Consider the following 16917-nt stretch of genomic DNA (forward strand, 5'->3'; position numbering starts at 1 on the left):
GCTCCTCAGGCCAGGTCGCGCAGCGCGCTGTCCAGGGTTGGGTAGCGGAAGCGGTAGCCGGCCTGCTCCAGACGGCTCGGCAACACGCGCTGGCCATCGAAGAACAGCTCGGCCATTTCGCCGGCCAGGGCCCGTACCGGTGCAGCCGGGATATGCAGCCACACCGGGCGCTTGAGCAGTTGGCCGACGCTGTGGGCGAAGGTGGCCTGGCTGACCGGCTCGGGGGCAACCAGGTTGTAGGTGCCCTGCATGTCGCTGTCGGCCATGGCGCACGCCATCACCGCCAGTACGTCGTCACGGTGCACCCAGCTCATGATCTGCTGGCCATCGCCCATGCGCCCGCCCAGGCCCAGGCGAAACGGCATCAGCAGGGGCGTCAGCGCACCGCCCGGGCCGAACACCACGCCCAGGCGCAGCACCACCTGGCGGGCGCCGAGGGCGCTGGCCGGGCTGGCAGAGGCCTCCCAGCGGTCGCACAGCTCGGCCATGAAACCGTGGCCTTTGCTGGCACTTTCGTCCAGTTGCTGGTTACCGTCGCGCACGCCGTAATAGCCGATGGCCGAGGCCTGGATCCACAGCGCCGGTTTGTGCCGGGCCTGACGCATCCAGCGCAGCAAGGCCTCGGTGGTCCCGACCCGGCTGGCGAGCAGCTGGGCCTTGCGGCGTGGTGTCCAGCGTGGCCCGGCGACGGGGGCGCCGGCCAGGTTGATGACCACGTCGAAGCGCTCGTCATGGCCGAGCTTGTCGAGGCTGCGCAGGCAACGGGCGCGGCCGTCGAACAGGTAGGCGGCGCGCAGCGGGTCACGGGCCAGCACGGTGACGCTGTGGCCGGCATCGAGCAGCTGGTTGACCAGGGTCTCGCCGATGAAACCGGTGCCACCGGTGACCAGCACCTGCTGGTAGGCCCCCCCGGCAAACGGGTTGGCCGGCTGCCCCTGGCGCTGCATGCGCAGTGTCGCCAGCGCATCGCGAATGCCCGACGCGGTCACGCCGAGGGCGAACAGGGTCAGCAGCCAGCCGCGCCAGCCGAGGTCGATGGCCACCAGCCCGCTGGGCAGGCTCGACCACTGCAGCAGCTGCAGGCCGTACAAGGCGAAGAAGGCGCCGGCGTTGATCGCCAGCACGGTGTGCATGATGCGCTCGATGGCCGGCAGCTTGCGGCTGCGGTCCTCGACCACGAAGTCCCACAGGGTCAGGCCGATTTCCAGGGTGAAGACCACCGCCACGATGATCGCCCAGGTGCCCTGGAAGGCCACGTGGGCGATACCCAGGAACAGGATGCCGTAGCAGCACGAGCGCACCGCGTGGATCGCCAGCTCAAGCCGCGCGCTGTAGCGTTGGGGCAGGGCCACGGTCAGTTCATGGTGGTAGAGGGTGTCCAGCGCGCCCAGCAGGCCTTGGATCAGCAACAGGTTCAGGGCCCAGGTCAGGATCGGCAATTCAGCCACGTTCAAGTCCTTTCAAAGTGGTGGTGGGGCGGTCGTGGCGATACAGCCACAGCAACGGCGGCAGCAGGGCGAGCAGGGCCAGGCCATCGATGACCAGGTGCGACCACATGCCGGCCTGCAGCGACACCAGCATGTCCTGCGGTGCCCACAGCACGATGCCGAATGCCAGCCAGGCCCAGGCGTTGTGGCTGCGCAGGCGGTCGCCGATCTGGATCAGGCCGAGCATGTACAGCGAGTAGCTTTGCAAGGTGGCGCCGAACAGCGCGAGCCACCACACCTGTTGCTCGCGGGCAGGGGCTGGCGCTGCCTGCCCCCAGAAGGCCTGCTCGATGCTCAGTTGGTAGTTGCCCAGCAGCGGGCTATGGCCGGCCCAGGTCAGGCCCAGGCCAATCAGCAAGTGCATCAGCGCTGCGGCTTGCAACCAGCGCACTAATGCACGGCGCACACCGGGGTGCGCTGTCGAAGAGAAGAGCATTCCCTGTCCTGTCGGCGTCCATGTCGGCCGGCAGTGTACCTTGATTTGCCGAAGCAGCGGCGCACCAGGCAGGCTACAACGCCTGGTAGCGCCCCTCAAAGTCACTCGCCAGCTGCTCCAGCGTCACGCTCCCCAGGCGCTCCAGCAGCAACGCCTGCGCCGCCTCGAAAGCATCGGTCAGCGCCGCATTCACCGCCTGTTCCACCAGGCACTGCGGATGGTCGGTGGACAGCCCGATGGCAAAGATCGATGCGCCGCCCAAGGCCTTATGGATATGGCGTGCGTCGCAGCCGTTTCGCCCACAGCTCCCATGGCTTCCTGGGCCAGGATGGCCGAAATCCCGGTGCGATTGCCGACGAGGCGCGTGACCAGCTGCTTGCTTACCCGACGGTGCAGTGGCTGACGCAGTCAGCGGTTTCGGCTGCTCAGCTGGAGCGGGAAGGCGTTGTAGCCGTGGAAGGGGACCGTGCCAATGTGACCCTCGCCAGCGGCCGCGTGGTCGAGTTGGCGGCACATCACTCCTTGATCTTCCGCTGACGCCCAAGCAGATCTTCATAACGGGTGGGCGAGCCCGCGCCCACAGGGATCGCGTCAGATGCTAAAGGGTTGCAAGCCAGTCCCTCATCGACCCCATCTATCAACCCATCCACCCTATCAATTTGACTGCGACATTCTGCCTCAGTAACGTGCGCGGCTCTTCGTTGTAGCCCCAGAGACCACCCGTTTTGCCTTCCCCCTGACACCCCCCCGCATTACCCCGCAACCCCTAAATTCCTGACTTCCGGCGTGCCTCTGGGCATGGCTGTCGTCCCTGCGCTCGAGTTTCTCAAATGTCTGTCAATGCCCCCTCCCGGATCACCGAGCTCGTCATCGAGGCCGGTGCCAAGAAAGCCCAATTGCCTGCCCGCGCGCTGCTCATCCTCGGCTTCCTCGCCGGCGGCTTCATCTCGATGGGCTTCATCCTGGCCATCCATGTCAGCGCGATGATTCCCGGGCAATGGGCCTCGCTGGGCAACCTGCTGGGCGCCGCGGTGTTTCCGATTGGCCTGATCCTGGTGATTCTGGCGGGCGGCGAGTTGCTTACCGGCAACATGATGAGCCTGCCGCTGGCCATGTTCGCCGGGCGCATTCGCCTGGCCGCCGTGGCGCGCAACTGGCTGCTGGTGACGTTGGCCAACCTGCTGGGCGCGCTGTTCGTGGCGTACTTCTTCGGCCACCTGCTCGGCCTGACCGAGGGCGCCTATCTGGACAAGACCGTGGCCGCCGCCACCAGCAAGGCCAGCGCCGACTTCGTCCATGCCTTCGTCTCCGGCATCGGCTGCAACTGGCTGGTGTGCCTGGCGGTGTGGCTGGCCTTTGCCAGCCGTGAGATGAGCGGCAAGATCCTCGGTATCTGGTTCCCGATCATGGCCTTCGTCGCCATCGGCTTCCAGCACGTGGTGGCCAACATGTTCCTGATCCCGGCGGCGATCTTTGCCGGTTTCCTGAGCTGGGGCGCGTTGGTCCACAACCTGGTCGCGGTGTTCCTCGGCAATGCGGTGGGCGGGGCGATCTTTGTCGGCCTGGCGTACTACGTGTCGTTCGGCGCTGCGGCCCAGGAGCAGGTAGCGGCGCCGTAAGCGCCTTTACCTCGCCGCCAAGGGAGGGGTAGCATTGGCGCCTCCTTCCTTTACGGCGGTTCTGCCGTGCACCGCCCAGGCGTTGATTCGCGAAGCGGGCATACATGATGCCGACATGAGTATGGTCGCCTTGCCAGGGCGCACCGATAATCCGTCATCAAGCAAATATCAGGATGATTCCATGATCATTCGCCAAGCGCTCGCAGCCGATCATCCTCGGCTGCTCGACATCTGGCTGCGCGCCGTGCGCGCGACGCATCAATTCCTGCAGGCGTCCGACATCGACGCACTGCTGCCACAACTGCGCGATGTCTACCTGCATGCCGTCGAGCTATGGGTAGCTGTTGACGCTGAAGACAAGCCACTGGGCTTTATTGGGCTCAACGAGAACCACGTGGAAATGCTGTTCATCGACCCTGACCTGCATGGCCAGGGTATTGGCCGCGCACTGCTGGATTTCTGCCGAGGCTCGCGCGATACCCTCAGTGTCGATGTGAACGAGCAGAATCCGCAGGCAGTAGGCTTTTACCTCCACTACGGCTTCGTGCAGACCGGGCGTTCGCCGTTGGATGGCGAAGGCCGGCCGTTCCCGTTGTTGCATATGGCTTTGCCTGACAAGGCGTAAGCAATAACGCGCAATCCAGATCAGCGCCGCACTGTCAGCGCCTGAGGGTTGGCAACGCGCTTCGCAATGCCTTGGGCAAAGGCCACCACATTGTCGAAGGCATCGCCGAAGTACAGCTCATAGCCGTTCTTTTCCACATAGCCCAGGTGCGGCGTGCTCAGCACCCGCGGGTGCGTGAGCAGGGGGTGGTTCGGCTCGAGTACCGGCTCCTGTTCGAATACATCCACTGCGGCGAAGCCCGGCCTGCCGGCGTCGAGTGCCTGCAGCAGGGCCCCGGGTGCAATCAGCTCGGCGCGGCTGACATTCACCAGCAGGGCATCAGGTTTCATCCGCGACAAGTCGTCGAAGGTCACTCCATGGCGTGTGGTATCTGACAGCCGCAGGTTAAGGCTGACGATATCCGCTTCGGCAAAGAACGCCTCGCGCGATGTCGCCGCCCGGTGCCCATCCGCCTCGGCCGCTGCCCGGCTGCCGTCGCTGCCCCATACCAGCACCGGCATGTCGAATGCCTGGGCATAGCGCGCCAGGCGCTGGCCGATCTTGCCGTAGCCCCAGATCCCCAGTACCTGGCCGGCCACCGCCTGGCCCAGGTTGACCTGCCACTGGCCTTGCTTGAACGCTTCGATCGCCGGTACCAGCTGGCGCCGGGCGTTGAGGATCAGCGTCCAGGCAAGCTCGGCCGGTGCCACCGGCGAGCCGCGGCCCTCGGTGACGACGATGCCGCGGGCGGTGCAGGCTTCAAGGTCCAGGTGGCCGGCGACCTTACCGGTCTGGCTGATCAGCTTGAGGTTCGGCAGCCGGTCGAGCAGGGCAGCATCGATGCGCGTGCGTTCGCGGGTGAGGACCAGGGCTTCGGCGTCGGCGAAGCGGGCGGCCAGCTCGTCCAGCGAGGCGGGCTGCTTGTCGTGGAACACGCTCACTTCGTGCCCGGCCAGGCGCTTGAAGCAGTCGAGTGAGCGGATTACATCCTGGTAGTCATCGGGAATGGCAATGCGCATGGTGGTCGGCTCTGGAGGTGATTATCTTGAGTTTGCGACTAAGCATAACGCGGTCTTTGTAGGAGCGGCCTTGTGTCGCGACAGGGCTGCGAAGCAGCCCCAAAATATTGGCGACAAAGCAGATACTGCTGGGGCTGCTTCGCAGCCCTGTCGCGACACAAGGCCGCTCCTACAGGCAGGTGTGTCAATAGATCGACCGGGTCTGGCGCCGCATCACCCCGGCCATGCTCTTGAACGCGACCCCCAGCACCACCGCCACCCCGGCACTGACGAAGATCGTCTCATGCCCGGCGCTCTGTTGCTGCAAGGCCACGAACGCCGGCGCCACTGCCGCCGCCGTCACCTGCAGGATGCTCACCCACGGCGTCAACGTCCCACGCGGGTCATTGCTGGCGATTGCGCCCATGTAGTAGGTCAGCGCCAGCACCCAGCCAACGTTCATCAGGAACAGCGCCACGCACAGCTGCTCGGCATCCTGTGCATGGCGCGCCAGCAGCGCGATCGATAGCAGCACCAGCAGCGAGCCGAAGCCGATCATCGGCCCACGCCTCACCCGTGCGCCCAGCACGCTGGGCAAGGCCCCGCCGGGCAAGCCGCCGAGAATGCCCAGACCGAACGCCCAGCCCACGTCCACCGGGCTGATGCCGCGCTCGCGGGCCAGTTGGTCGACAAAGCCCCAGATGCAATAGATCGCCAGTTGCAGGCACAGCATCCCCAGCAGGGCATAACGCCCGAGGGTGGCACAACCGACGCCGCTCTGGGGCACGGGTACCGGCGCCTCGTGGTGCAAGCGCCGGGGAGCGGCCAGCGCGACCAGGGCGATCAGCACGAACCAGAAGCCGATGCTTGCCACGGCGCCACGGTTGCCAAGCACCTCCGCCAGCTGTGGCATGCAGGTGGCGTACAGGGCGAACACGGCGGTCTGGATCAGCAGCGACAAACCATACGAGCGATCCTGCCCCGGCAAGCGCCCCAGCCCGCTGATCGCGCCGGCATACAGCAAACCGGTGGCGATGCCGCAGGCCAGGCGACACAGCACCAGCGTGGTCAGCGAGTCCAGCGTCGCACTGAGCACATTTAGTGCCAGGGCGGCGAACGCGCCTGCCAGGTACAGGTCGCGGCCACCGAAGCGCCGGCCCAGCAGCGGCAGCAGCAGGCTGCCGAGCAAGGTCCCGGTCATTTCGCTGGACAGGATCCAGCCTTGCTGGCTCAGGTCCAGGTTCAACCGTTCGGCCACCAGGCCGATGAAGATCGGTTGCACGCCAATGATGATCAGCGCCGTGGCGGCGATGTAGATCAGGGCGGCACGCAATAGCAGGTTGTTCTTGTTGTTGTGCATTGGAGTTTCCCGGGTGGCGCTTCAGGTTCAGGCGTGGGGGAGGGTGCCTGCGTCGTGGGTGATGCGGCCGTTCATCACGGTCAGCGCCACATCGGTCTTGCCGATCTCATAGCGATCAAGCTCGAACAGGTCCTGTTCGAGGATGATGATGTCGGCGCGCTTGCCGGCAGTGATCGAGCCAATCTCCTTTTCCAGCCCCAGCTGGTAGGCGCCATTGAGGGTGTAGGCCGCAATCAGTTGCGGGATGCTCAGGCGTTCGTCGGCATCGGGCATCACCGGCGCATTCGGCTCGCCGCTGAGCTGGCGGGTGTGGCCCGACTCGATGTGTTCCACCGGTTTGTGCTGGCAGCGGCACTGGCAGACCAGGCCGTCCATGCCGATCGACACGGTCACGCCCTGGTCGATGAAGGTGCGGAACTTGTACATCGAAGCCCAGCGCTTGAAGCCATACGACTGCTGGATCGCCTCGGCGTAGGCATCGACCACGCCCCATTGCAGCTGGGTGTTGGCCATGACGCCGATGCGGCGAAAACGCGGGATGTCGTCGGGGTGGGTGAGGAAGGCGTGAGTGATCACATGGCGGCGGTCACGCGGCGGGTTGCTGGCGAAGGTCCGTTCGAACACGTCCAGCGCCATGCGCACGGCGGCATCGCCCACAGCGTGCACCATCACATCGATACCGGCGGCATCGGCCTGGCGTACGTGGTGCTCGAAGACGGCTTCCGGCATGGTCGTCGAACCGCAGTGCGGCTTGTCGCAGTAAGGTTCGAGCAGGAATGCGGTGTGGTTGAGCTCGGTGCCGTCGAGCATCAGCTTGAGGGTCTGCGCCTTCACCAGCGGCGAATCATAGCGGCTGCGCATGCCTTGCAGGATACTCACCGGGTCATCCTCGGTGCCCATGTTGATGTAGCTGCCGACCACGCGCAGTTTCAGGCGTTGTTCGCGTTCCAGCTGCTGCAGGGTTTCGTACAGCAAGGTCTGGTCGCCGGCCGGGTCGAGGAAGCCGGCGTCGAACACGGTGGTGATACCGGCGGCGACCAGCTTCTCTTGCCAGAACGGGATCGAGCGCAGGTAGAGGTCGATCCCGGTCGGCAGGTAGCCGGCTTCGCTCAGGCGCTGCATCAGCAGCGAGTAGGCCGCGCAGTCGATGATCACGCCAGTGGGCTCGCCGCTGACCGGGTCCTTTTCGAACCAGCTGGCGCCTTCTTCCACGGCCGGGGTGTCGCGGTCGATGCCGGCGACCTTGAGCGCGTAGGTGTTGACCCACATGGTGTGGTAGTCGGTGGACAGCAGGCATACCGGCTTGTCCGGGCAGATGTCATCGAGCACTTCGCGGCGCAGTATGTCGGCCGGCATCAGCGGCTGGATCCAGCCCATGCCGGTGATGGCTTTTTCGCCTGGGTTGGCCGCCACGTAGCGCTTGAGCAGGGCCAGCACTTCGTGCGGGTCTTCATGGTTGACCAGTGCCTGGAAGGCGAAGGCGGTGCTGGAGAAGTGCCAGTGCGATTCGACGAAACCCGGCAGCACCAGCTTGCCGGCGGCGTCCAGCAAACGCGTGGTGGGGCCGGCATGGGCCATGACGCTGGCGTGGTCGCCAACGCAGAGGATGCGCTCGCCCTGCACGGCAACGGCGCTGGCCCATGGCAGGTGCGGGTCGACGGTGTAGATGCGGGCGTTGTGAATGATGAGATCGGCGGCGGTGGTCATGGCGGCTCCCTGGGGTAAAATGCCGCGCTAGTTTTGTGTCGATTAAAAGTTTTAGTCAATAAAATATTTTTACGAATTGGCTTTGCTGTATGCTGGCCACCGGTTTTGACAAGGGGTTGCGAAGTGAGCGGATTGCGCGAGCAGCAGAAGGCGCTGCGCCGGGAGACGATCAGCCGTACGGCGTTGGGCCTGTTCGAGAGCCAGGGCTTCCAGACCACCACCATGGAGCAGATCGCCCGCCTGGCGGCGGTGTCGGTGCCCACGGTGTTCGCCTATTTCGGCAGCAAGCAGGAGATCCTGCTGGAGAAGCTGCGCGAGGCCGACCACCGCGCGGTAGCGGAGGCGCGCAGGCGCCTGGCGGAATTCGACCAGGCGCTGGATGCGTTGTGCTTCTACGAAGCGCACCTGACCGACTACGCCTTCGAGGTGCTGCCGGCACCGCTGTGGCGGGAGATTCTGCCGCCCTTGCTGCCGTTGCTGGGCAGCCATCAGCGGGAGGTGCCCGAGGCCTACAAGCGGGTCAACGACGCGCTGGTCGAGGAGCTCAAGCACCTGCTCCAGGACCTGTGCGACAGCGGCAAGTTGCGCGCCGATCTCGATGTGGGCTATGCCGCGTTTCTGATCAACGACTACGGGCATCTGCAGCTGCTGCGGCTGTGCAGTTGCGAGCCATTGGACCTGGTGGCGCACCGCGAAGATGTGCGCCGGTTCATGGGTTTCCTGCTGGCCGGGATGCAGGGTTAAGCGGTTGCAGGGGTAATGTGTCAGGGCTGGTTGAGCGGCCAGTTCTGGTGATGCTCCACCAGAAAGTCCACAAACACCCGCACCCGCGCCGGCATCGCCGGCCCGCCGACGAACACCGCATGCAGCGGCTCGCGGTCGCCCGGGTTGTAGTCTTCCAATAGCGCTACTAGTTGGCCGTTTTTCAGCTCATCAACTACGGTAAAGGTCCCGATCCGCGCAACCCCCGCCCCCAGCCTGGCCAGTTGCGCCAGCGCCTCGCCACTGCTGCACTCGATATTCCCCGTTACCTTCAGTGAAAAGTCTTCCCCCGCCCGTCGAAACGGCCAGTCCGGTGCTGCCCGCCGGAAGTTGAAGCGCAGGCAGTTGTGCTGCGCCAGGTCCTCCGGCACTTGCGGCGTGCCACAGCGTGCCAGGTATTCGGGCGATGCCACCACTACCTGGCCGGTATGGCCGATGCAGCGTGCGCTCAGCGAGCTGTCCGGCAGTGGGCCAAAGCGCAGCGCCACATCGGCCTGACCGCCATGGATATCGGCGATTTCGTCACTCAGCGTCAGGTCGACCAGCACCTGTGGGTAACGGGCGCTGAACGCGGTCAGCAACGGCACCACCGTCAGTCGCCCATGCCCCAGTGCCGCGCTGACCCGCAACCGCCCGCGCGGTACGCCCTGGTCAGTGATCGCCTCTTCGACTTCGAGCAGGTCCGCGAGGATGCGCCGAGCCCCGCGCAGGTAGGCCTCGCCCTCGGTGGTGAGGGTGAGCGCCCGGGTGGTGCGCAACAGCAGGCGCGTGCCCAGGCGCTGCTCGGCGCGGGCGATGATACGGCTCACCGCCGAGGGCGTCAGGCCCAGCACCCGCGCGGCGGCGGACAGGCTGCCTTCATCCACCACCTTGGCAAACACCTCCATCTCCCCGGATCGCCCGTGGTAGTCCATCTGTGCCTCCAGCGCAAAGGTGATTGCCGAAAAACCGGTCTAGTGCATTCAAAAGATGGATCGTAGCATTCCCGTCATAGATAAGGAGCCTTTGTATGCGTATCAATCCCCCGCTCGTGGCACTCGCCATCGGTGCCTTCGGCATCGGTGTCACCGAGTTTGCCCCCATGGGCATGCTGCCCAGCATCGCCGCCGACCTCGGCGTGTCCATCCCTGCCGCCGGGCTGCTGGTCAGCGCCTACGCCGTCGGCGTGCTGCTCGGCGCCCCACTGATGACCCTGGCCACCGGCAAGATCCCGCGGCGCTACCTGCTGATCGGGCTGATGGCGATCTTTACCCTGGGCAACCTGATGTCGGCGATGGCGAGCGATTATCAAAGCCTGATGGTCGCACGCATCGTCACCTCGCTTAACCATGGTGCGTTCTTTGGCGTCGGCTCGGTGGTCGCGGCCAGCGTGGTGCCACCCGAGAAGCGGGCTGGCGCGGTGGCGGCGATGTTCATGGGGCTGACCCTGGCGACCATCGGCGGCGTGCCGCTGGCGACCTGGTTCGGTGAGCTGTTGGGCTGGCGCACGGCATTCTGGGGTATTGCCGGCCTGGGCCTGGTGGCGATGGTCTCGCTGTGGTTCGCGCTGCCCAACCTGCCGCTGCCTAAAAGTGGCGGTGCGATGGCCGAAATCCGTGTGCTCGGCCGGGGGCCGGTATTGTCGGCGCTGGCGCTGACCGTGGTCGGTTCCAGTGCGATGTTCACCGTATTCACCTACATCGCGCCGATCCTGCACGCCCAGGCACAGGCTTCGACGACCTTCATCACGGCCATGCTGGTGCTGTTCGGTATTGGTTTGACCCTGGGCAACATGTGGGGTGGCAAGGCGGCGGACCGCTCGATCGAGCGGACCTTGATGGTGTCGCTGGCGGTGCTGATCGCCGTGCTGCTGGTGTTCCCGGCCACCTTGGGCGGGGCGCTGCCGACCGCGGTGGCGATCCTGGTGTGGGGTATCGCCAGCTTCGCCCTGGTACCACCGCTGCAGATGCGTGTGATGGAAGCCGCCAAGGACGCACCGAACCTGGCGTCGGCGGTGAACATTGGCGCGTTCAACCTGGGCAACGCGATTGGCGCGGCGCTGGGTGGCGCAGTGATCAATGCGGGGTTGGGGTATTCGGCAGTGTCGTATGCCGGGGCAGGGATGGCGGTGCTGGGGCTGGTGCTGACCATCGTCTGGCGGACGCGGCCGCAGGTGCCGGTGCAGCAGGCGGCGATATAACTGACAGTGGGCTGCAAAGCAGCCCCCTTTCTGTAGAGTTGCCCAGCCCCGATAAGGCAATCACCCTGCATCCCCATCAAGGCAGGCCGTTGCGACCGTGGGCAAGGTACCCCGGGCGTTGGCTGAGGCGCTCGTAATAGGCGCTAACGGCAGGTAACCGGGGGTGGTCTATCGGCGTGGCGAACCAGCGCTGCACCGACAGGCCGATGGGGATGTCGGCCAAGGTAAAGCGCCCCCCGGCGACGAACGCGCCGGTCGCAGCCAGTTGCCGGTCGAGGATGCCCATGTAGCGCGCCCACTCTGCGCAACCGGCGGCCAGCGCCTGGGCATCCTGGTGCGCAGGCGACTGGCGCACCCGCGACATGAACGGGTAGCTCCACGCCCGGTTCAGGTCCGACGCCTGCCAGTCGATCCACTGATCGATACGTGCTCGTGCCTGCGCTTCGCCTGGGTAGATGGCCGCATCGCCGTAACGGTTCGCCAGGTAGCGGATGATGCTATTGGATTCCCACAGCGTGAAGTCGCCGTCCTGGATTACCGGGACCATGGCGTTGGGGTTGAGCGCGAGGAATTGAGGGGCGTCGGTAGGCTTGAAGCCGTTGCCCCAGTCTTCACGCTCGAACGGAATGTTGAGTTCGGCGCAGGCCCACAGCACCTTGCGTACGTTGATCGAAGAGGCCCTGCCGAGTATCCGTAACATGCGGTCGTCCTTGATGGGGTGAACGCTGATCGTCGACGACGTTGTCTTTTGGGTCAAGCCAGATCTGAAGCAGACATTCGCCCCCGGCTCTGGCAAGGTGGAACGCCGAACACGCGAGGCTCGAATCGCCCCATGGATGCCTTTTACCTCATCGCCCTCGGCGCCATGGTCGCCGGTTTCGTCCAGGGCCTTTCCGGCTTTGCCTTCGGCATGGTCGCCATGTCGTTCTGGGCCTGGGGCCTGGAACCGCGGCTGGCGGCGTCGCTGACCGTGTTCGGCAGCCTCGCCGGCCAGCTGATCGCCGTGTTCAGCGTACGGCGCGGCTTCAGCTGGGCGCTGCTGTGGCCGTTCGTGCTCGGCGGCCTGGCCGGCATCCCGCTGGGGGTGTGGGTGCTGCCGTACCTGGACATGCTCTGGTTCAAGGCGGTGTTCGGCACGCTGCTGGTGCTGTGGTGCCCGCTGATGCTGCTGGCGCCGCGCCTGCCACGGCTGCCGGGCAACCGCCTGGCCGATGGCGCGGTGGGCCTGGTGGGTGGGGCGCTGGGCGGAATCGGTGGCTTTACCGGCACAGTGCCTACACTGTGGTGTACCTTGCGCGGCTTCCAGCGGGACACCCAGCGTGCGGTGATCCAGAACTTCAACCTGTCGATGCTGCTGGTGACTCTGCTCACCTACCTTGGCACCGGGGTGGTGACTCGCGACATGCTGCCCGCGTTTGGCGTGGTGCTGCTGGCCATGGCACTGCCAGCGCTGCTGGGGACACGGGTGTACCTGGGGATCAGCGAGCTGGCGTTTCGCCGGGTGGTGCTGGGTTTGCTCACGGCCTCGGGGGTGGCCATGCTGATGGCGTCATTGCCGCTGTTGTTGAGCCGTTGAGTGCTTGCCTGGCGGCCCTGAACTTGGCACCCTTTGCGCCGCTTCGATCTTCCGTGCCGTAACAGAAGGAATTGCACCGTTGAACTGGGACAAAGTCGGCAAACGCCTGGTCGCCATGCTGCTTGGCCTGATGGTCATGCTGGTGGCTTATGGGCTGCTCAAGGCCCCGCCACGGCTCGAGGCGACCCTGACCTACGCCTACCTCACCTATCCCAGCCAGTTCAGCGAGCGCATCAGCAGGGCCAACGAGCAGCTCAAGTACGAGCAGTTGCAACCGCGCGTCAACACCATCAGCGGCGGGACGTTGAACCCGTATCAGGTCGACAAGCTGATCGAACTTGCCCAGGCACCTTATGTGCAGCTGTTCGCCAAGCCCTTCGAAGCCGGCTTGGTGGACCACCGAACCGGCTTGCTCATCGACCTGCACAACCGTGGCGACAGTGATGTGCGTGAGGTGAAGATCCGCCTGCCGGCCAAGGGCCTGGTGCAGGTGCGCGATGCGGCAGGTAACGACACCCTTTACGAGGCGGCGACGGCGCAGGTGCAAATACCGGCCATCGAGAAGGGCGGCGAGTGCAGGGTCTGGGTGTATTTCGACGCCGACTATGCGCAGATTCGCCAGGGCGGCATTGCTGTCAGTTTTGCCGGTGGCGAGGCCAATGTGCGGGTCTACCGCGAGTTCACCGGGTTCCCGGCGCTGGTGGCGCGCTACAGCAGCGAGCTGGTGGGGCTGCTGGGGGTGTTGCTGCTCGCCGTGCTGGGCATGGGGTACGCCTGCCTCGCCCGGCGGCGGGTTGTGGTTTGATTTGGGGCTCGTCTTTGTTCTTGCAGCGCCTGTGAGATCGAGCGCCGCCCGCGCGGCGCTCGATCTCACAGGCGCCAAAACTCTCAGATCTGGCCCACCGCACCGATCACGCCGGCACCATGGCAAACCCCACGCCAAAGCGGTTCCAGGCATTGATGGTGGCGATGGCCAAGGTCAGGTTGGCCACCTCGGCCGGCTCGAAGTGCTGCTGCAGCGCTTCGTATTCCGCTTGCGGGGCGCCCCGCTCGGGCAGCCGGGTCAGGCACTCCACCCAGGCCAGTGCGGCACGTTCACGGGGGGTGAAGTAATTCGTCTCTTGCCAGACGCACAGGGTCTGCAAGCGCGCCTCGGTTTCGCCGGCCTTGCGCGCATCATTGGCATGCATGTTCACGCAGTAGGCGCAGCCGTTGATTTGCGAAGCCCGTAGGCGCACCAGCTCCAGCAGCGAGTTTTCCAGGCCACTCTTGGCCAGGGCCTGCTCCAGGCCGACCATGGCCTTGTAGGCTTCCGGCGAGTGTTTGGCCCATTCGATACGGTTGTGCATGCTGTGCTCCAGGGAATGTGTGGTGGACATGGCGCTACCTTAGCGCCCACCGCCCATTGGCCCGATAGCCAATCGCGCGCTTTGCCGGGAGGCCAATCGGGCCATTAAGGTGGCCACTGACCTGCATCCAATCTCTTCATTTCTACCCTGACTGCCTGGACAGGATAATGACCGGGTCTTGCCTGGGGAGTATCGATTCGTGATGAGAGGGGCGTTGAACCTGTTGCTGGTGATCTTGCTGGCATTGAACCTGAGACCGATCCTGACCAGCATCGGCCCGTTGCTCGAGCCGATGCGCGCGAGCACCGGGCTGGGTTACCAGCAGGCGGCGCTGCTGACGGCGTTGCCGGTGCTGTGCATGGGGCTGGTGCCATTGCTGCAGCCCTGGCTGCGGCGCTGGATCAGCGAGCACGGCGGCATGCTCGGCGGCCTCGGCGCCATTGCCCTGGCCTGCCTGTGGCGGCTGCAACTGGACAGCGCCTGGGCGCTGATCGCCAGCGCGGTGCTGGCTGGGTTGGGCGTGGCGGTGGTGCAGGGCATGATGCCGGGCCTGGTCAATCGCTGGTTCCCCAGTCGCCTGGCCGGGGCCATGGGCCTGTATTCGGCGGCGCTGATGAGTGGCGGTGGCCTGGCGGCGGTGCTCGGCCCGCACATCAGTGGGCACTTCGGCCACTGGCAGGCCGGGCTTGGCGTGTGGGCGATTCCGGCCGTGCTGGCGGTGCTGGCCTGGGCCGCGCTGCGCCCTCGGGAGCTTGCGCCAAAGCTGGCCGGCGCCGCTGGCGGGCATTGGTTCGGCACGCGCCGGGCCTGGTTGCTGGCGCTGTACTTCGGCCTGATCAATGGCGGCTATACCAGCATGGTCGCGTGGCTACCGGCCTACCACCTGGAACACGGTGGCACCGCGCAAGGCGGTGGCGACCTGGTTGGCCTGATGACCATTTTCCAAGTCTGCGGTGCTTTGGGCCTGCCCCTGTTGCTACGCGGCCTGGCCGACCGTCGCCCGGGCTTGTGGCTGGCGCTGTCGATCCAGCTGGCGGGCTTCCTCGGCTTGCTGCTGGCGCCGACGCTGGCCATGGGCCTGTGGGTCGCAATGATCGGCTTTGGCCTGGGCGCCTGCTTCAGCCTGAGCCTGACCTTGACCCTGGAGCACCTCAGGACGCCCGCTGAAGCCGGCAGCCTGGCGGCATTCGTGCAGGGCATCGGTTTCATCATCACCGGCATCATCCCGTACATCACCGGTTGGCTGCGCGATGTCAGCGGTGACTTCCAGGCATCCTGGACGTTGCTGACCGTCACCGTGCTGGCGATGCTGGTGGTGACCGCCTGTTTCGCCCCGCGCGGCTATGCAGCGGCCATCGCCCGGCCTAAGCAGGGTGGCCAGGCGGCGCTGGTCAACTGAGGCGTTGCAGGGTATCGCGGACCCGGTCCAGCGCCGGGTCGATATCCAGCAGCTCGATGGCGCCGAAGCCCAGCAGCAAGCCCTGGCGCACGGGGGCTTCGCTGAAGAACGGCGCCAGCGAGTACAGCCCGACCTCGACCTTGCGGGCGAGGTTGGCCAGCAACTCGACGTCCACCCCTGGCCGCGCCAGGGCGCTCAGGTGGAACCCGGCACTGGCGGGCACGGCGCTGAACCAGGGCGCCAGGTCGCCGTCCAGGCGCGCCAGGATGCGCTCGCGGCGGCCGCTGTAGATGTCATGGCAGCGGCGGATGTGCTTGTTCAGGTGGCCCTCGCCAATGAACCGCGCCAGCGCCCACTGCAGCAAGGTCGGGCTGTGCCAGTCGCTCAGGTGCTTGGCCACGCAGGCGGCGCTGAGCACCGCCTGTGGCAGCACCGCGTAACCCAGGCGCAGCTCCGGCAGCAAGGTCTTGGAGAAGGTCCCGACATACGCCACCAGCCCTTGTCGGTCGAGGCGCTGCAGGGCATCGGCGGCCGGGCCCTGGTAGCGGAATTCGCAGTCGTAGTCGTCCTCGATGATCAACGCGCCGAGCTCGGCGGCCCGCGCCAGCAGGGCATGGCGGCGGGCTTCGCTCATCGGCATGCCGAGCGGAAACTGGTGCGAAGGCGTCACGTAGATCAGCCGGGTGCCCTCGGCGATCTGTGCCACGCACATCCCCTCATCGTCCACCGGTACTGACTGCAACTTTGCCCCCAAGGCGAGGAACAGCTGGCGTGCCGGCGGGTAGCCGGGGTCTTCCATGGCCACCTGGCAGCCGGGCTCGACCAGCACCCGGGCGATCAGGTCCAGGGCCTGCTGGGCGCCGTTGCACACCAGCACGTCCGCCGCACTGCAATGCACGCCGCGGGCGTAGGCGATGTGGTGGGCGATGGCCTCGCGCAGTTCGGCCAGGCCCTGGGCGGCAAACTGCCGTTCGGGGTGCCGCTGGCTACGGCGCAGGGCGTAGTTCAGGCAGCTGCGCCACTGGTCGAAGGGGAACTGCGCCTTGCTCGAGGCACCGCCGACGAAGTCATAGCGCGAAGGGGCTTCCTGGGTGCGCCTGGCGAGCACCGTGGCGCGTTGCTGCCAGCGCTGCAGTGATGCGGCAGCGGCCAGGGGCACGGCTTGCGTTTCACCGGTGTGCAACGGTTGGCGCGGGGTGATGAACGTGCCACGGCCAACCACACCGCTGAGCAGGTTGTCGTAGGTCAGTCGCGAGTAGGCTTCGGCCACGGTCTTGCGTGACACGCCCAGTTGCTCGGCCAGCAGCCGGGTCGGCGGCAGTTGCGTGCCGGCGGCCAGGTGGCCGCTGTCTATGCCGGCGCGCAGTTGCTGGTAGAGCTGGTCGGCCAGGCCTTTGCGGCCGTCCAGGCGGATATGCAGTTCCATGATCACTGTCCGAAG

At 65.9% G+C, this 16917-nt stretch carries 17 protein-coding genes and 1 pseudogene; 8 read left to right on the forward strand and 10 right to left on the reverse strand.

All coding sequences use genetic code 11. The features are described from left to right. Positions 1 to 5: 5 nt before the first annotated feature. The 3 genes and pseudogenes from ACIPZ8_RS15635 to ACIPZ8_RS15645 all read right to left on the reverse strand — a co-directional run. Positions 6 to 1448: a TIGR01777 family oxidoreductase gene (locus ACIPZ8_RS15635; protein WP_400724731.1), complete on the reverse strand. Its 1443-nt coding sequence runs from the start codon at positions 1446 to 1448 to the stop codon at positions 6 to 8. Continuing rightward, positions 1441 to 1923 (reverse strand): cell division protein, encoded by a 483-nt coding sequence (locus ACIPZ8_RS15640; RefSeq protein ID WP_400724734.1) that lies wholly within the window; start codon positions 1921 to 1923, stop codon positions 1441 to 1443. Before ACIPZ8_RS15640 ends, ACIPZ8_RS15635 begins: the two co-directional genes overlap by 8 nt. A 73-nt stretch (positions 1924 to 1996) precedes the next feature. After that, positions 1997 to 2197, reverse strand: a pseudogene (locus ACIPZ8_RS15645) (transcriptional regulator); the annotation flags it as partial. 5 nt (positions 2198 to 2202) lie between these two features. Between ACIPZ8_RS15645 and ACIPZ8_RS15650 the strand changes: the two are divergent. The 3 genes from ACIPZ8_RS15650 to ACIPZ8_RS15660 all read left to right on the forward strand — a co-directional run bounded on the left by ACIPZ8_RS15650 (position 2203) and on the right by ACIPZ8_RS15660 (position 4167). Beyond that, a complete protein-coding gene (locus ACIPZ8_RS15650; RefSeq protein WP_400725041.1) occupies positions 2203 to 2460 on the forward strand; it encodes a hypothetical protein in 258 nt (85 codons plus the stop codon). Positions 2461 to 2753: 293 nt separating this feature from the next. Continuing rightward, a complete protein-coding gene (locus tag ACIPZ8_RS15655; protein WP_400724737.1) occupies positions 2754 to 3542 on the forward strand; it encodes a formate/nitrite transporter family protein in 789 nt (262 codons plus the stop codon). 181 nt (positions 3543 to 3723) lie between these two features. Further along, a complete protein-coding gene (locus ACIPZ8_RS15660) occupies positions 3724 to 4167 on the forward strand; it encodes an acetyltransferase (protein ID WP_400725030.1) in 444 nt (147 codons plus the stop codon). Between the two features lie 20 nt (positions 4168 to 4187). Here the strand turns inward: ACIPZ8_RS15660 and ACIPZ8_RS15665 are convergent, their stop codons facing one another. From ACIPZ8_RS15665 to ACIPZ8_RS15675, 3 genes are all read right to left on the reverse strand, one after another. Next, positions 4188 to 5165 (reverse strand): D-2-hydroxyacid dehydrogenase family protein, encoded by a 978-nt coding sequence (locus ACIPZ8_RS15665; RefSeq protein WP_400724740.1) that lies wholly within the window; start codon positions 5163 to 5165, stop codon positions 4188 to 4190. Between the two features lie 184 nt (positions 5166 to 5349). Further along, complete coding sequence (locus tag ACIPZ8_RS15670) at positions 5350 to 6504, reverse strand: MFS transporter (protein WP_400724743.1); 1155 nt, start codon at positions 6502 to 6504, stop codon at positions 5350 to 5352. Positions 6505 to 6531: 27 nt separating this feature from the next. Continuing rightward, positions 6532 to 8211: an amidohydrolase gene (locus tag ACIPZ8_RS15675; protein ID WP_400724746.1), complete on the reverse strand. Its 1680-nt coding sequence runs from the start codon at positions 8209 to 8211 to the stop codon at positions 6532 to 6534. Between the two features lie 123 nt (positions 8212 to 8334). Between ACIPZ8_RS15675 and ACIPZ8_RS15680 the strand changes: the two genes are divergently transcribed. After that, a complete protein-coding gene (locus ACIPZ8_RS15680) occupies positions 8335 to 8955 on the forward strand; it encodes a TetR/AcrR family transcriptional regulator (RefSeq protein ID WP_400724749.1) in 621 nt (206 codons plus the stop codon). Positions 8956 to 8975: 20 nt separating this feature from the next. On the opposite strand, the gene ACIPZ8_RS15685 is transcribed toward ACIPZ8_RS15680, so the two are convergent. After that, positions 8976 to 9887, reverse strand: a complete 912-nt coding sequence (locus ACIPZ8_RS15685) for a LysR family transcriptional regulator (RefSeq protein ID WP_400724752.1) — start codon at positions 9885 to 9887, stop codon at positions 8976 to 8978. A gap of 95 nt (positions 9888 to 9982) precedes the next feature. Between ACIPZ8_RS15685 and ACIPZ8_RS15690 the strand changes: the two genes are divergently transcribed. Then, positions 9983 to 11152, forward strand: coding sequence for an MFS transporter (locus ACIPZ8_RS15690; RefSeq protein ID WP_400724755.1), 1170 nt, complete (start codon positions 9983 to 9985; stop codon positions 11150 to 11152). A gap of 76 nt (positions 11153 to 11228) precedes the next feature. Here ACIPZ8_RS15690 and ACIPZ8_RS15695 read toward each other — a convergent pair whose 3' ends face one another. Next, entirely contained in the window at positions 11229 to 11852 is a 624-nt protein-coding gene (locus ACIPZ8_RS15695) for a glutathione S-transferase family protein (RefSeq protein ID WP_400724758.1), read from the reverse strand. 132 nt (positions 11853 to 11984) lie between these two features. Here ACIPZ8_RS15695 and ACIPZ8_RS15700 point away from each other — a divergent pair, with 132 nt between their 5' ends. Then, positions 11985 to 12728: a sulfite exporter TauE/SafE family protein gene (locus ACIPZ8_RS15700; RefSeq protein WP_400724761.1), complete on the forward strand. Its 744-nt coding sequence runs from the start codon at positions 11985 to 11987 to the stop codon at positions 12726 to 12728. A 79-nt stretch (positions 12729 to 12807) separates the two neighbouring features. Further along, the gene (locus ACIPZ8_RS15705) at positions 12808 to 13533 is read left to right on the forward strand and encodes a hypothetical protein (protein ID WP_400724763.1); all 726 of its coding nucleotides are present in this window, start codon (positions 12808 to 12810) and stop codon (positions 13531 to 13533) included. Between the two features lie 106 nt (positions 13534 to 13639). Here the strand turns inward: ACIPZ8_RS15705 and ACIPZ8_RS15710 are convergent, their stop codons facing one another. Beyond that, the gene (locus ACIPZ8_RS15710) at positions 13640 to 14077 is read right to left on the reverse strand and encodes a carboxymuconolactone decarboxylase family protein (RefSeq protein ID WP_400725033.1); all 438 of its coding nucleotides are present in this window, start codon (positions 14075 to 14077) and stop codon (positions 13640 to 13642) included. Positions 14078 to 14279: 202 nt separating this feature from the next. Between ACIPZ8_RS15710 and ACIPZ8_RS15715 the strand changes: the two genes are divergently transcribed. Then, complete coding sequence (locus ACIPZ8_RS15715) at positions 14280 to 15476, forward strand: cyanate transporter (RefSeq protein ID WP_400724766.1); 1197 nt, start codon at positions 14280 to 14282, stop codon at positions 15474 to 15476. On the opposite strand, the gene ACIPZ8_RS15720 is transcribed toward ACIPZ8_RS15715, so the two are convergent. Then, positions 15469 to 16902, reverse strand: coding sequence for a PLP-dependent aminotransferase family protein (locus tag ACIPZ8_RS15720; protein WP_400724769.1), 1434 nt, complete (start codon positions 16900 to 16902; stop codon positions 15469 to 15471). The two genes, ACIPZ8_RS15715 and ACIPZ8_RS15720, sit on opposite strands and share 8 nt — an antisense overlap. Between the last annotated feature and the right edge of the window lie 15 nt (positions 16903 to 16917).

Origin of the sequence: Pseudomonas sp. NPDC089422, assembly GCF_044749405.1 — a bacterium.
Classification (GTDB): domain Bacteria; phylum Pseudomonadota; class Gammaproteobacteria; order Pseudomonadales; family Pseudomonadaceae; genus Aquipseudomonas.

Bases quoted from the DNA above. Each gene is read 5' to 3' on its own strand.
- ACIPZ8_RS15690 (WP_400724755.1), top strand. From the start codon at position 9,983: ATGCGTATCAATCCCCCGCTCGTGGCACTCGCCATCGGTGCCTTCGGC.
- ACIPZ8_RS15720 (WP_400724769.1), bottom strand. From the start codon at position 16,902: ATGGAACTGCATATCCGCCTGGACGGCCGCAAAGGCCTGGCCGACCAG.
- ACIPZ8_RS15655 (WP_400724737.1), top strand. From the start codon at position 2,754: ATGTCTGTCAATGCCCCCTCCCGGATCACCGAGCTCGTCATCGAGGCC.
- ACIPZ8_RS15660 (WP_400725030.1), top strand. From the start codon at position 3,724: ATGATCATTCGCCAAGCGCTCGCAGCCGATCATCCTCGGCTGCTCGAC.
- ACIPZ8_RS15670 (WP_400724743.1), bottom strand. From the start codon at position 6,504: ATGCACAACAACAAGAACAACCTGCTATTGCGTGCCGCCCTGATCTAC.
- ACIPZ8_RS15695 (WP_400724758.1), bottom strand. From the start codon at position 11,852: ATGTTACGGATACTCGGCAGGGCCTCTTCGATCAACGTACGCAAGGTG.
- ACIPZ8_RS15665 (WP_400724740.1), bottom strand. From the start codon at position 5,165: ATGCGCATTGCCATTCCCGATGACTACCAGGATGTAATCCGCTCACTC.
- ACIPZ8_RS15640 (WP_400724734.1), bottom strand. From the start codon at position 1,923: ATGCTCTTCTCTTCGACAGCGCACCCCGGTGTGCGCCGTGCATTAGTG.
- ACIPZ8_RS15715 (WP_400724766.1), top strand. From the start codon at position 14,280: ATGAGAGGGGCGTTGAACCTGTTGCTGGTGATCTTGCTGGCATTGAAC.
- ACIPZ8_RS15675 (WP_400724746.1), bottom strand. From the start codon at position 8,211: ATGACCACCGCCGCCGATCTCATCATTCACAACGCCCGCATCTACACC.
- ACIPZ8_RS15700 (WP_400724761.1), top strand. From the start codon at position 11,985: ATGGATGCCTTTTACCTCATCGCCCTCGGCGCCATGGTCGCCGGTTTC.
- ACIPZ8_RS15685 (WP_400724752.1), bottom strand. From the start codon at position 9,887: ATGGACTACCACGGGCGATCCGGGGAGATGGAGGTGTTTGCCAAGGTG.
- ACIPZ8_RS15710 (WP_400725033.1), bottom strand. From the start codon at position 14,077: ATGCACAACCGTATCGAATGGGCCAAACACTCGCCGGAAGCCTACAAG.